The sequence below is a fragment of the Ruegeria sp. BHSA118 genome (assembly GCF_059613405.1).
The window spans coordinates 1-13,893 of record NZ_JBXWSM010000090.1 but is presented as its reverse complement, the minus strand read 5'-3'; the positions used below and the strand labels follow the sequence as shown (position 1 = coordinate 13,893).

Here is a 13,893-nt window from a genome sequence, read left to right as displayed (position 1 = left end):
GCCGGTGCTGCCGCATCTATCCGGCATCTGAAGCAGTCCAGCGCCGAGCGTGATCTGCAAAAAGCCCGTGTGGATCAGGTGCGCGCCCGTCTGGATGCGGAAGGAATTCCGCATCTGCCGAACCCTAGCCATATCATCCCGGTGATGGTGGGCGACCCGGTGAAGTGCAAGTTTATCTCGGATACGCTTCTTGAAGAATTCGGCATCTACATCCAGCCGATCAACTATCCCACTGTCCCCAAAGGCACCGAACGTTTGCGGATCACGCCGTCCCCGGTCCACACAGATGAGGAGATCGATCATCTGGTCGGTGCCTTGTCGGCGCTTTGGCAACGTTGTCAGATCGCGCGGATCCCACAGGCCGCTCAGTAATCAGACCCCCTCTTTACTGGATTTAGCCGCCTCTCGGGGCGGCATTTTTTTGCCTCAGACCAGATAGAGCGCAAAAATCACAACGGAAAATCCCGTCAACACCATGGTGAACCCTCGCAGCCAGCTTTGGCTGCTCTCCAAATCCAGGTAGTGTTTCAGGATAACGCGGGCCTTGATCAGCGCCAGCAACAGGATACCGCCAGCAATGATTGCGGTTGGTGCCCCAATCAGGGTCAGCAGTGCGGATCCTACGCTGAGGGCCAAGAGCGCAAGCCACGCCTGGGTCAGAGAGTTCGGCGACCTCTGGCGAGAACTGTTGGTCAAAGATGAAGGTTGGGCCATCCGACTATCCCAGCAGATAGATCACTGGAAACAGCATGATCCAGACAAGGTCCACCATGTGCCAGAACTGCGCGCCCGCTTCGATGCTACTGGGGTCGTCGCGCCAAGCTACCAGCAACAGAATTCCAACCCCGGCCAGGACATGCGCGGCATGAAAGCCGGTCAGCATATAGTAGAACAGAAAGAATGGATGCGTTTCATATCCTATCCCTTGAGACGCCTTGTCGGCATATTCCGCACCCTTGATGATCAGAAACACGACGCCCAGAAGCGCGGCAAGGATCAACGCCAAACGGGCCCGCGAACGTTGCATGTTCCGCCGCCAATGCAACGCCTGTGCGGCCAGATAGCCGGATGTCACCAATACCGCCGTGTTCAATGCCGCACCCGTGCGATGCAGATGCGACTGCGCCTCGGCAAAACCTGCCGGATCGGTCAGACGCACCCCCATGAAGGCGATCATACCCGCGCCAAAAACCAGCAGTTCCGAAATGATCAGAACCCACATCAGGAACTCGCCCGGCAGTTCGTCAATCAGAGAGGCATCACTCATGCGCCGACCAGCTGGCGATAGATCTGCGGCAGGGCCATGGTCAGGCGATGCGGATCCGGAATGACGGCGAAACCGCCCTGACCGAACATGCGGGGAAACCAGCTTTTACCGGTTTTATCGATGGTGACGCCGAACACCGACTGTCCGGCCCGACGCGCCTCGCGTATGGCCATGCAGGTATCTTCGATGCCGTGGCGCCCCTCGTAGTGATCCAAGTCGTTTGGCTTGCCGTCGGTAATGACCAGCAGCAATCGGCGCTTGCGGGACTGGCTGGCCAGATCTGCGGAACAGTGCCGGATTGCCGCGCCCAACCTTGTATAATGTCCGGGGCGCAGCGACGCGATGCGCTGTTCAACTTTGGGTCCCATCGGTTCGTCGAACCGTTTGCAGCGTTGCACATAGACGCGCTGACGCTTGAGGGAACTGAACGCGTGAATGGCGAAATCGTCACCACAAGCGTTCAGGCCCCAGGCCAAGGCCGCCAGCGCCTCGCGTTCGATATCGATCACGGCACGCCCCGTGACCGCGCTTTCGGTGGATCGGCTGACATCCAGCAGGATCGACACCGCCAGATCGCGCGCCTCGGGGCGGGATTGCATCCAGACGCGTTCCGTCCCTTCACCATTTGCGCAGCGGTCAACCTGCGCCCGAACGGCGGCTTCCATATCCAGCTGGTCCCCGTCCAGATGGCCCCGGGTCATCACGCGCCCCGGGCGCAGCGCCTCGAATTGGCGTTTGACGGCACGAATGCGGCGGGCGGTGGCAGGGTCCTTGCCGAACTCGGCGGCATCGCCGCGGATGTCGGCGTCCGAAAGCAGAACGTTCACATGATCCGGCAGGTATTGACCCGTCCGCACGTCCCATTCGGGATATAAAGTACGGCCTGACAGGCGTTCGCGGTTGACGTCTTCGGGCGCCAGATCAAGGTGAAGCTTCAACCTGGTAGGCGGCGCTTTTGAGATCTGGCCAAGACCGATCTCTTCCTGATCGTCAGCCGCTTTCTTGGCGTTGTCGGGATCGTCGTCATCGATGCGACGGTTGATATTCAGAAACTCGGCCCAACTGAGGATGGCTTCGAACTTGTGCAGAATGAAACTGTCGCTGCGCTCGGCCTGATCCGATTTGCGGCGCCGGGCGCGGTGTGTCTTTTCGCCGGTTTCCTCTGGCGGGCCTTCGGTATCGGGGTTTTCAACCTCGTTGTGTTCCGAGAACCCAACTGCCCGCAATTCCGGCCACAGGGCAACCGGGCGCATCGGCTGATAGCCGCGTGGGGCGATCAGGTCGTCATCAAGTGCCAGAAGTTGGCCGGCCTGATCCGACAGAGGCTTGGGATCGCCCAGCATATGACGGATCAGTTCTTCGACCGCGGCCTCGGCAGGCGGCAGGCTGGGGATGTCGCGCTGATACAGCACACCCTTGCAAAGCTCGGTATACAGCGGAAGTAAGCCGGGCGCGTCGTCCAGAGTCGCCTCGACCATGTGCCGGGCGGCGATCAAGGCACGCAGGTCGGCACGCAGAGGATCTTCTTCGTCAATTCGGGTTCCGGCATGGGCAGCGGCAGCGGCCAACCAGACATACAGCGCGCCGTTTGCCTCGCGTGCGGGGAATACGGCCAGACGGTCGGGCAGACGCAAAACCTCTCCGTCGAACGAGGAGCGCGGCATCAATTCCACTTCGGTTGCAAGTTTGCGGCGCCAACTCAGGCGGTGACGCGAAACCTCGGGTGAGACCGGGCGCAATTCAACGCCCGGACTACCCCCAAGCCCCCGAAAGAGGACTGCCAGCCGCCCCGCGACCTCGGAAAGGTCGACCGCGGCTCCAACATGCACCTGGGGTGCATCGAGGCGGCTGGCAAGGGTGTGCCACAGTTTCCCGATGGTTTCTTCGGGTTCCCATGGCTCAAAGTCGATCCTGACCATCGCCGGCCTCACCCAAAGACGGCGGTGACAAGATCGAGGAGCCCGCGTTTGATATCCTCGTCATCGGTCAGAGGTTCGATCATGGCGGCAAGGATGGCGCGGTCGGTGGACATGCCCTGCGCGATCAGCGTCGCGGCATAGACGACCAGCCGGGTGGACACGCCTTCCTCGAGGTCCTGACCCTTGAGCCCGCGCAGCTTGCCCGCCAGCCGCACCAGCGGTTTGCAGCGTTCCAGCGGCAGGCCGCTTTCCTGCGCGACCACTTCGGCTTCCATCTGAGGCGAGGGAAAGTCGAATTCCAGCGAGATGAACCGTTGCCGGGTCGAGGGTTTGAGGGTTTTCAGGATGTTCTGATAGCCGGGGTTGTAAGACGCCACCAGCATGAAGCCGGGCGCGGCCTCAAGCTCTTCCCCGGTGCGGTCGATCGGCAGGATGCGCCGATCGTCGGTCAGCGGGTGGAGAACCACGGTCACGTCCTTGCGCGCCTCGACCACCTCGTCAAGATAGCAGATCGCGCCTTCGCGCACCGCGCGGGTCAACGGCCCGTCGACCCAGACGGTTTCCCCGCCTTTCAGCAGGTAGCGCCCGATCAAGTCGGCAGCGGCCAGATCGTCATGGCAGGCCACAGTGTAAAGAGGGCGGCCAAGGCGGGCGGCCATATGGGCCACAAACCGGGTTTTGCCGCAGCCTGTCGGTCCTTTCAGCAGCACCGGCAGGTCGTTGTTATACGCAGCGGTAAATACATCGCATTCATCGCCTTGGGCGAGGTAGAAGGGGGCGTTTGCCGCCCCCTCTTTCAGGTTCATGGAGCCATCCATATCCATCACTCCGCAGGGGTTTCAGCTGCGCCGGGTTCGATGACCTCTTTGCGGGGAACCCAGATCGAATAGATGAACAGCAGCGCCCCAAGGACAACGACCAGACCAGAGCCAAGACGCATCCAGTAGAAGATCGCGATCTGGTCCTGTACGTCCATGAAGTAGTCCCCGACCACTCGCTGCATGTGTGTCTGCACGGTACCGCCGAAGGTCAGCACGAAGGTCATGAAGACCATGCCGCTGGTCATCAGCCAGAAGGACCCCATGTTCAGAACCTGATTATAGGGATCACGGTTCTTCAGGATCGGCATGGCATAGCTGAAGATCGCAAGGTTGAGGCAGACATAGGCGCCGTAGAAGGCCAGGTGGCCGTGAGCTGCGGTGATCTGCGTGCCGTGGGTATAGTAGTTCACCCCGTGCAGCGTGTGCAGGAAGCCCCAGACACCCGCACCGAAGAAGGCAAGCGTAGCACAGCCCAGCGACCACAACAGCGCGGCCTTGTTGGGGTGGTCACGACGGCCCTTCCAGACCATGACGAAAGCAAAGGCCATCATCGCGAAGAACGGGATCACCTCGAGGCTCGAGAAGATCGAACCGATCCACTGCCAGTACGCAGGGGTACCGATCCAATAGTAGTGGTGACCTGTTCCAAGAATGCCCGAGAACAGCGCAGCGGCGACGATGACATAAAGCCATTTCTCGACCACCTCACGGTCCACACCGGTCAGCTTGAGCATCAGATAGGCCAGGATCGAGGCCATGATCAGCTCCCACACACCTTCGACCCACAGGTGGACGACATACCACCAGTATTGCTTGTCTAGCGACAGGTTGCCCGGGTTGTAGAAGGCGAACAGGAACAGCAGCGCCAGACCCCACAGGCCCAGAAGCAGGATGTTGGTAATGGCCGTCTTCTTGCCTTTAAGAACGGTCATCGACACGTTGTAAAGGAAGATCAGCGCGGCCACGACGATACCGGCCTTGACCCATTTTGGCTGTTCCAGGAACTCGCGCCCCTCTTTGCCCAGCAGCCAGTTGCCTTCGAACAGGTTGAAGACATAGGTGACGACCACGCCCAACGTGCCGACAACAAGGATGATCAGTTGCAGATAGGCCAGCTTGGGCGAGTGGATCTCGCGCTCGGCTTCTTCCGGGATCAGGAAGTAGGCTGCACCAAAGAAACCCAGGATCAGCCAGACGATCAGAGAGTTGGTGTGCAGCATCCGCACGATGTTGAACGGCAGAAGCTCACTCAGGAAATTGGGGAATACATAGATGAAACCGGCCAGAAGGCCGCCGATCACCTGTATCGCGAACAACGCCATGGCTACCGCAAAGTAGGCATAGGCGATTTTTTGGGATTCGTATTTCATTGTTTCGTTCCCTTTCTCAGCCTGCCTCGTTGGGCGGCCAGCCCTGCGCGTCTATGTTGTCCGTCCAGATCAGGAAGTTGGTCAGGTCACGGAGTTCTTCGTCGCTGAGGTTGAAATTGGGCATTTGCCGACGACCGGGAATGCCGGTCGGTTGTGCTTCCATCCAGCCCTTGAGGGATTCAAAGGCTGATTCCGGGTCGTCCAGCACGCCCCAGCGAGTCATTACATTGCCGACTTCCGGAGCAAAGTAGGCCCCTTCACCCAGAATCGAATGACAGTTCACACAGGCGTGTTTTTCCCAGACATGCTTGCCCCGAACCACACTGTCATCCAGCTTTGCGGCGTTTTCGGAGTTGACGATATACCAGTGGGAGTGGGCCGAAAGGGCCAAAAAGATGAGAATGAAGAACAGTGACCCGCCATAAAAAATATTGCGGGCCATGCTCTTTGTCATGACGTCTCGCATTGCGCTCTCCTTTGCGCAGATTAGCTAGTGGCAGCAACATGACGGGCGGGACGCGGGAGTGCCTTAACGAAAGTCAAGACTTCTCAAGTATGCTCTGGAACGAGGTCAGATGCCTGACAAACAGCAAGAACCACGAAAAAGCCTGGGGTTCGCCTTGATATCTGAACCAATCGTGAGGAATGTCGCGTCGACATTTTAGTATGGCGGAGTTATCCAAGCGCCTGAGAAAACAAGTGTAAATTCCGTGTCAAAGAGTGATGGGCAAAAATGGCAAACTATTCCTATATCGGTTATACGCCCGGCGTAATCACGGTGAATACGATTGGGCCGGATACGGTTACATTGGATGTCAATTTTGATCCTGACACGGATCGTCGTTTGTTCAGCGTGACAGACGCAGCCGGTGGATTTATTCAAAACGGCGGCGGACCACCCATTGTCGATACTGGCGATGTTTTCAACGGTGACCGCTTCGACAACGAAGACGGCGATGATCTGACGCAGACCGGCACCATCACCACCCTTGATGGCTCGACCACGTTTCTTAGTGGCCCAATTTACCTGGAAGAATCCTATATTCTGTCCAAGCCAGGCGGGGGTACGATAACTGTTTATCGTGTGGAAGTTGACGGAACTTTGGGTGGTTACATAACCTCTGAACCCCTTGTGCCCGGCACGACATACTCGATGAACATCGTGAATGTTACGCCGACCAATGCTCCTGACACAACCGATCCGACCACTATCATTGACGTGCCGTGCTTCGTAGCCGGAACATTGATAATGACTCCAGAAGGTCCGAGGCCCATCGAGGATTTGAAGGTGGGTGACGTGGCCGTTACCGCCGACAACGGACCGCAACACATACGCTGGATCGGTACGCGACATCTGGACCAAGCGGCGCTTCGCGCCCGTCCCAGGCTGAAGCCCATCCGGATCGAGGCCGGTTCACTGGGCGATCAGTTGCCCCAGCGCGATCTGTTCGTGTCACCGCAACACCGTATGCTGGTCCGGTCGCCGATTGCCGTCAGAATGTTCGACGCCAAAGAGGTTCTTGTTCCTGCTCACATTCTTGTCGGCGTGCCTGGCATTTCAATCGCTGATGACACCCGTGCTGTGACCTATGTCCATCTATTGTTCGACCGTCACGAAATCATCTATGCGGAAGGCGCACCTTCCGAAAGCCTGCTCACCGGCGCACAGGCCATGTCCAGTGTTCACCCGGACGCACGGGCGGAAATTCTTGAATTGTTCCCTGAATTGGATCAGCGCAATTACGTTCCGCTGGCCGCAAGACGGATACCGGAAAAAGGGAAACGCGCTCGTGCATTGGTCCATCGCCATATCAAGAACGCGCGGCCTCTGATCGCTGGACGATAGGCGCCGCCCAAACAGGCGTCAGGTCTGTTGCAGGGCGCGGGGGCCGGTCAGGGCGGGCCACATGGCGAACAGATACAGCCCCATTGCCGCGATCCAAAATCCATCCGCAGTCAGCATCGCCGTCATGTAACCTCCTGCCATGTCGGATCCGAACCAACGCACAAGCGCCGCGACCGCCATTAACCCATAGGCAATCGCCATGGGCGTCGGCGCGACAAGGGGACGACCGCTGTGGCCCAAGGCGGCGCGGCTCATTACGGCCAGGGTCATGCCACCAACGCAGCCGATGCCCAGAACGTGGAGCGCGCCGATCTCATTTCCCATTCCAATGGCAGCCAACCCCCAGAGAATCAGACCCAGGGCCAGCATCCCGAGACCCAGATGCAGGGCGATCAGGATCGGTTGGCGCAAGGCCCAGCCTGTTCTCCAACGCGCCATGCGCATCAGTTGAACACAGCCCATCACCAAAGCAACGGCACCCGCAACACGCCCGACATCAAGTGCAAGCACAAGCAGGGGCAGCAGCAGCGCCAGAATCATCGTCGCCCTGTCCAGCCAGGCCTCAGATACCGGCCACGATGCTTCGGGTTGACCCGCTCTTTTCATGGCATTGCGTGTAAAAGCGGGTGTAATCCGGCCGCCCAGGATCGCGATCATCGAACACAAGGTCAAAAGCCCGCCCCGGATGCCGGTATTCAGCGTATCCACCGTGACCCCCATCCATTCCAAATGGACCATAACGTTCGAGGCCAACATCAGAACCAGAAGATACAGGAACACCATATTCTGGGGCTTGGGTCGACGGACCAGTTGACTGGCAATCTTCAGCGCCAGAATGGGAACAAAGCTCAGGTCCACGACCGCGACGAACAAAGGTGGCAACACTCCGGAAAACCAGACCGCCAGACGCCCGGCCATCCAGATCATTGCGGCAAGCGTGATAAAGCGGGCCCGCGCCTCGGGCGCGCCGGTCCAGTTCGGAACGGCGGTCAGAAAAAACCCTCCCAAGGCGGCCGTTGCATACCCAAAAATCATCTCATGCGCGTGCCACATGACCGGGGGCATCGCATAGCTTTGGTCCATGTAGGGCATCAGCCCGTCGAGCGACGCCAACCACACGCCCCACGCGACCCCTGCAAACACGCCGTAAAGACCCGCCGAAAGAAAGAAGACCCGGAACCCTTCACTGAAAACACGTGCGATTACAGCTGTCATGCCTGCTCTCCATAGCTTTTCCGCCGTTGAGCAATGTGTAGTGCCCGCAAGACCCGGCGCCCTTAACCAAAATCAAGGCCGGGCTTAAACATGTGTGAAAAACACAAGATTTATTGGCGTTTTTGATTTGTGTTTTCTGTCCAAAGTACCTGGTCTGCACCCTTCCCGTTGACTTTGGTCAAGGATGACATCCACGTGATGTTTCACTCTCGGCACCGCCTCACCACGCATATGGAGAGTGATCATGTCACTTGGAATCAGCTACAACAAACCCGGTCGCGCCTTCGGGGTCGGATTGGCAATGTTGTTGGGCAGCGTCGCTGCTCCGACCTTCGCCGAAGAGCCAACTTTGAGCGAAGAAGCCTTTGAATCGTCTAAACAGCTCTATTTCGAACAATGCGCAGGCTGCCACGGCGTATTGCGCAAAGGGGCCACGGGTAAAAACCTGGAACCGCATTGGAAGAAGACCGCAGCCGACGGCACGGTAACCGAAGGCGGCACCCTCCAACTGGGGCAGGAACGTCTTGAAAAGATTATCGCCTGGGGCACCGAAGGCGGCATGAACAACTTCTCGGACATCATGACCGAGCAGGAAATCAAGGATATGGCGACCTACATCATGATGGAGCCGCCAAAACCACCTGAAATGTCGCTGGAACAGATGATGGCGACGCGTAAGGTCTATGTCGAAGAAGAGGACTATCCGACCGAGCCGCTGCACGGCCGCAACTGGGAAAACTTCTTTGTCGTCATCGAACGTGACGTCGGCAAGGTGGCCGTGATCGACGGCGACACCAAAGAGGTGCTGACCCACATCCCCACCGGCTATGCGGTGCACGTTCTGAAAGCATCCGAGCACCACTCGCTGGAAGAGCCTGAACAGCCTGGCCGGTTCTGGTACACCATGGGCCGCGACGGCAAGATGACCAAGATCGACCTTTGGCAGACGCCGGACAAGATGTTGGTATCCGAAGTCAAGATTGCATATGACGCCCGTGATGTCGCCGTTTCCGGCGATGGTAAATACGTCATCGGTGGTGGCTACTGGCCGCCGCATTTTGCAATCGTTGATGCCCAGACCATGGAACCGGTCAAGGTCGTATCGACCCGCGGCGTGAACGTTGACGGCGAGTATGTGGAAGAAGCCCGCGTGGCTGCCATCTACACCACTCCGAACGAACCCACCTGGATCGTTGCTGTAAAGGAACTGGGACAGCTGTGGCAGGTCGATTACACCGATCTGGACAACCTTCGGATCGACAAGATCGACAGCGCCAAGTTCCTGCATGACGGGTTCTTCGATCCGACAGGTCGGTATTTCCAGATCGCTGCAAACGCGTCGAACAAGATGGTGGTTGTCGATACCGAAACCCACAAGCTTGAGGCGATGATCGACACGGCCGCGCTGCCGCACCCCGGTCCGGGCGCCAACTGGGTCGACCCGAACTGTGGCCCTGTGGCGGGCACGACCCACCTTGGTGTCGGTACCGTGACCGTTTGGGGCAACGATCCTGAAAACCGCCCGGATGACGCCTGGAAAGTCTGCTACGAAGTGGAAACCGACGGCCCCGGCTTGTTCGTCCGCACCCACCCGAACTCGGATTACATCTGGGCTGACCAGACCAAGCATCCGGAACCGGAAGTGCAGCAATCCGTGCAGGTCATTTCGAAAGAAACCGGTGAAATCGTGAAAACGATCCAGATCACTGAAGACGAAGGCAGCGCCGCTGTTCACTTCGAGTTCAACGCTGACGGTACCGAGGTCTGGGTTTCCAAGTGGAACCTGTCGGACTCGAAGGAACCCAATGGTCAGATCGTGATCTTCGACGCGAAGACGCTGGAAGAGATCGGCCGCATCGATGGGCTTTTTGCCCCGACCGGCAAGTTCAACGTCTACAACCGGTCGAACCACGTCACCTGACGAGGTCAGGACGACTACAGGAAAGGGCGGGCCCCTCGCCCGCCCTTTCCTTGTTTGAGTCATCAGCCAAACTCACCGGCCTGCCACCAAGGGCCAGACAATACAGCCAAAACGGAGCCCGGATATGACCTCCGAACCGGAAAATAAAAAACCGATCTGGCGCCGGTATTTCCTATGGGGAATGCCTGTGGCCGGTATCGCCACGGCCTTTGCCGCCGGCATCATCTTCTGGGGCGGGTTCAACACCGCAATGGAAGCCACAAACACCAAGGACTTCTGTATCTCGTGCCACGAGATGCGCGATTTTGTTTACGAAGAATATACCGGCACGATCCATGACGTGAACCGGTCGGGCGTGGGGGCTGTCTGTTCCGACTGCCACGTGCCCAAGGACTGGACCCACAAGATCATCCGCAAAATAAAAGCCTCGAAAGAGCTTTATGGAAAGATGGTCGGCACCATCAATACCCGCGAGAAATTCGAAGCCAAGCGCATTCATCTTGCCATGAATGAGTGGGAGCGGATGAAAGCCACGGACTCGCGCGAATGTCGAAACTGCCATGACTTTGAATCGATGATGCCCGAATTCCAGCGTCCGCGTGCGCGTCAGCAGCACCTGAATGCGATGGAAACCGGTCAGACCTGTATCGACTGCCACAAGGGCATTGCACATTCGAACATCCGAGACCGCGCAACCGACGAATATCTGGAGGAGCTTGAGGCGCCAAACCCGGCCTTCATCCGACCAATTCCGCCAGAATACCTTGCCAGCCTTGAGCGGATCGAAGCCAAGGAAGCTGCCGAGGCCGACGCCGAGAAAGCCGCAAAGAAAGCCCAGCAGGAGGCCGTTCAGGCCCAGATAGCGGCAGCAGTTGACGCGGCTGTCGCGGAAGAGCGGGCAACGGCTGCAACCGATGGGTCTGCAACACCTGCCAGCAGTGAAAGCGGCGATGTTGGTGCCAACATCGACTGGAACGCAGTGGCCGCGGCGGATCTGAAACTGTTCTACCCTGGCCAGGCATCATTTGAATGGGTTCAGAACGGAAAAACCCATGGCGGGGCCCGCCCGCTGACCAAAGGTGGGGATCAGTGTACCACCTGTCACGCCAAGGAACTGGACACCATCGGCAACAAGATCGTTGCGGGTGGCGATCTGGAACCGACCCCGATTCCGGGCAAACGCGGTGTCATCGACGCAACCGTTCAGGCGGCGCATGACGACGAAAACCTGTACATTCGTCTGCAATGGCCGGACGCGGGTCACAACCCTGCCCCGTTTGTCGATGGCGGCAAGATGGACCCGGACAACCAGATCAAGATTGCCATGATGATTGCCGGCACTGGTATCGAACTTGGCGATCAGGTGGGTTGCTGGGCCTCGTGCCACGCCGACAACGCCTATATGCCTTTTGCGCCCGAAGCGGATGCGATCGCGGCCAATGCGGATGTTGCCGGTCGCCTCAATGCCACGGACACCATTACCAAATACATCAGCGAAAGCCGCACGGATGTTGAGGTCAAAGGTCGCCGCGGCAAGGCCCTGGGCGGCTGGGACAAGCTGAAGGCCGCCGAACAGATCGAGCAGTATCTGGCCGACGGCACCTATCTTGACCTGATGCGTGTCTACGCCGACGGAAGCGCCACCAATGGCTATCTGCTGGAGCAGCGCGTGGTCAATGATGGTGAAATCGCCGCATCGACCGAGCTGTCCGGCGGCATGTGGACCGTCGTCTTTACGCGCCCCCTGAATTCGGGCGCGCCCGGTGATGTGCCATTGGAGGCGGGCAAGACCTATACCGTTGGCTTTGCCATCCACGACGATTTTAGCGCCGCAAGGTTCCACCACGTGACGCTGAATACCAGCCTGGCGCTGGATGATGACAGCGCGTTCATCAACGTGGTCAAACAATAACGGATCGGGGCCGGGTCAACCGGCCCCGGCCACCTTTGGAAAGGAGACATGGACCATGAATCCCCAACGCCTTCTTCCCGCGCTGCTGCTTCTGGCCGCGCCCGCCTGGGCGGACGAGACCGCCGAAATCTGCGCCGAGGCCGAAGAGCGCTATGTCGAGTTGTTCGGTCAGCCTTCGTCGGCCGTCGAAGAGGCTGAAGTGGTGCTGATGTACAAATATAATTTTTGCCCATCCGAATTGACGGTGAAGGCAGGCACAACTGTCCGGTGGGTGAATGTCGACAAACGCACCAGCCATTCCGTTCTGTTGAAGTACGGCAGCCAACCTGAAAGTGATCGCCTGTTCCCCGAGGAATCCGTTGAACTGACCTTTCTCACGCCCGGCCCTCAGGACTATCTGTGCGGCCCCCATTGGGAGACACAGAACATGATCGGAATGATCACCGTCGAACCCTGAAACAAGGCACAATACAGGCAGGATGAAGGAGCGCGGGTGCAAATCCCGCGCTCCTTAACTTATGTCAAGGAGGTTGGTTTTCGATTGGGCCAATCTCGCCCTATGACACGCCCGGCTCACCCAGCAACGTCTTGCAATCGCAACGGATCTGCGTGGGATACCGGGTCTCGAAGACTTTCAGACCAAGCGAGTTTGCACATGAGCGGTAAGGTTTTTCTGATTGGCGCAGGCCCCGGCGATCCCGAGCTGATGACCCTGCGCGCACTGCGGATGCTGCAAGAAGCGGATGTCGTGGTTTATGACCGGCTGGTGTCGGCCGACATTCTGAACTTGCACGCGGAAGGCGCCCGGCTGATCCCTGTTGGCAAGGCCCCCAAATGCCACACCGTTCCGCAGGACCGCATCAACGAAATACTGCTTGAAGAAGCCAGCGCAGGTCACACGGTTGCCCGGCTGAAAGGCGGCGACCCCATGATCTTTGGTCGCGGTTCGGAAGAGGCTGCCTATCTGATGGCCCGCGGTGTCGCAGTCGAATACGCACCGGGCATCACGGCAGCCCAGGGGGCGTCTTGTTCGACGGGTGTGCCGCTGACCCATCGCGGGCTGGCGACTTCGGTTCAATATGTCACCGGGCACCGGCAGGCCGACAAGGTGCTGGATCTGGACTGGAAACGTCTTGCCGATCCGGACTCGACACTGGTGGTCTATATGGGCGTCGCCAATATCGGACAGATCGCCATGGGGCTGATGACCGAAAACCTGTCGGGCTCGACACCGGTTCTGGCGGTGGGCAAGGCCACGACACCTGATGAGCGTCGCCTTGTGTCACGGCTTGACCAGCTGGCCACGGATGTGCGCGCCGCCGACCTGAAGGCGCCGACGCTGTTTATCATTGGCAAGGTGGTTTCGCTTTATGCCGAACGGCCTGTGGCCAAGCTTCTGGAACAGGCCCATGGCTAAGCTGGGAAGACGCGATCAAGGGATTGTCCCGACATGCACCGACCGATCGCCGGGGCGCGCGGGGTGGGCGGCGCGAACCTGTCTGACCATTGCGGTTCTGGCCGCGACCTCTGCTTTTGCGGCGGATGTCATCGATCCCGATACCCTGAAAAGACTTGTGCATCAGGATTGCGGGTCCTGTCACGGCCTGTCCCTGAAGGGCGGT

At 58.7% G+C, this 13,893-nt stretch carries 14 protein-coding genes; 7 read left to right on the top strand and 7 right to left on the bottom strand.

What is annotated here, in order from left to right; translation table 11 throughout:
- A partial coding sequence (locus tag AC2FNN_RS19480) for an aminotransferase class I/II-fold pyridoxal phosphate-dependent enzyme (protein WP_496760099.1) occupies positions 1-372 on the top strand: 372 nt, incomplete at its 5' end.
- Between the two features lie 54 nt (positions 373-426).
- Here the strand turns inward: AC2FNN_RS19480 and AC2FNN_RS19475 are convergent.
- From AC2FNN_RS19475 to AC2FNN_RS19450, 6 genes are read right to left on the bottom strand one after another with little or no spacing between them, the layout of a single operon-like run.
- Complete coding sequence (locus AC2FNN_RS19475) at positions 427-714, bottom strand: cytochrome C oxidase subunit IV family protein (RefSeq protein ID WP_496760098.1); 288 nt, start codon at positions 712-714, stop codon at positions 427-429.
- 4 nt (positions 715-718) lie between these two features.
- Positions 719-1,267, bottom strand: a complete 549-nt coding sequence (locus AC2FNN_RS19470; protein WP_496760097.1) for a cytochrome c oxidase subunit 3 — start codon at positions 1,265-1,267, stop codon at positions 719-721.
- A complete protein-coding gene (locus AC2FNN_RS19465; protein ID WP_496760096.1) occupies positions 1,264-3,186 on the bottom strand; it encodes a nitric oxide reductase activation protein NorD in 1,923 nt (640 codons plus the stop codon). The genes AC2FNN_RS19470 and AC2FNN_RS19465 overlap by 4 nt, the downstream gene beginning before the upstream one ends.
- Before the next feature lie 8 nt (positions 3,187-3,194).
- Positions 3,195-4,004 (bottom strand): CbbQ/NirQ/NorQ/GpvN family protein, encoded by an 810-nt coding sequence (locus AC2FNN_RS19460; protein WP_496760095.1) that lies wholly within the window; start codon positions 4,002-4,004, stop codon positions 3,195-3,197.
- 5 nt (positions 4,005-4,009) lie between these two features.
- Positions 4,010-5,377: a cbb3-type cytochrome c oxidase subunit I gene (locus tag AC2FNN_RS19455; RefSeq protein WP_152460361.1), complete on the bottom strand. Its 1,368-nt coding sequence runs from the start codon at positions 5,375-5,377 to the stop codon at positions 4,010-4,012.
- A gap of 16 nt (positions 5,378-5,393) precedes the next feature.
- Positions 5,394-5,843 carry a c-type cytochrome gene (locus AC2FNN_RS19450; protein WP_152460362.1) on the bottom strand — a complete coding sequence of 150 codons (450 nt, stop codon included), beginning with the start codon at positions 5,841-5,843 and terminating at the stop codon, positions 5,394-5,396.
- A 267-nt stretch (positions 5,844-6,110) separates the two neighbouring features.
- Here AC2FNN_RS19450 and AC2FNN_RS19445 point away from each other — a divergent pair, with 267 nt between their 5' ends.
- Positions 6,111-7,223: a Hint domain-containing protein gene (locus AC2FNN_RS19445; RefSeq protein WP_496760094.1), complete on the top strand. Its 1,113-nt coding sequence runs from the start codon at positions 6,111-6,113 to the stop codon at positions 7,221-7,223.
- A gap of 18 nt (positions 7,224-7,241) precedes the next feature.
- Here the strand turns inward: AC2FNN_RS19445 and AC2FNN_RS19440 are convergent, their stop codons facing one another.
- Complete coding sequence (locus AC2FNN_RS19440) at positions 7,242-8,438, bottom strand: NnrS family protein (RefSeq protein ID WP_496760093.1); 1,197 nt, start codon at positions 8,436-8,438, stop codon at positions 7,242-7,244.
- Positions 8,439-8,682: 244 nt separating this feature from the next.
- Between AC2FNN_RS19440 and AC2FNN_RS19435 the strand changes: the two genes are divergently transcribed.
- The 5 genes from AC2FNN_RS19435 to AC2FNN_RS19415 form a co-directional block, all read left to right on the top strand.
- A complete protein-coding gene (locus tag AC2FNN_RS19435) occupies positions 8,683-10,359 on the top strand; it encodes a cytochrome D1 domain-containing protein (protein WP_496760092.1) in 1,677 nt (558 codons plus the stop codon).
- A 124-nt stretch (positions 10,360-10,483) separates the two neighbouring features.
- Positions 10,484-12,271: a NapC/NirT family cytochrome c gene (locus AC2FNN_RS19430; RefSeq protein WP_496760091.1), complete on the top strand. Its 1,788-nt coding sequence runs from the start codon at positions 10,484-10,486 to the stop codon at positions 12,269-12,271.
- Positions 12,272-12,326: 55 nt separating this feature from the next.
- Positions 12,327-12,728: a cupredoxin domain-containing protein gene (locus tag AC2FNN_RS19425; RefSeq protein ID WP_496760090.1), complete on the top strand. Its 402-nt coding sequence runs from the start codon at positions 12,327-12,329 to the stop codon at positions 12,726-12,728.
- Between the two features lie 198 nt (positions 12,729-12,926).
- A complete protein-coding gene (cobA, locus tag AC2FNN_RS19420) occupies positions 12,927-13,688 on the top strand; it encodes a uroporphyrinogen-III C-methyltransferase (protein ID WP_496760089.1) in 762 nt (253 codons plus the stop codon).
- Positions 13,681-13,893 (top strand): c-type cytochrome (locus AC2FNN_RS19415; RefSeq protein WP_496760088.1); only part of this gene is annotated, 213 nt, incomplete at its 3' end. The genes cobA and AC2FNN_RS19415, both read left to right, overlap by 8 nt.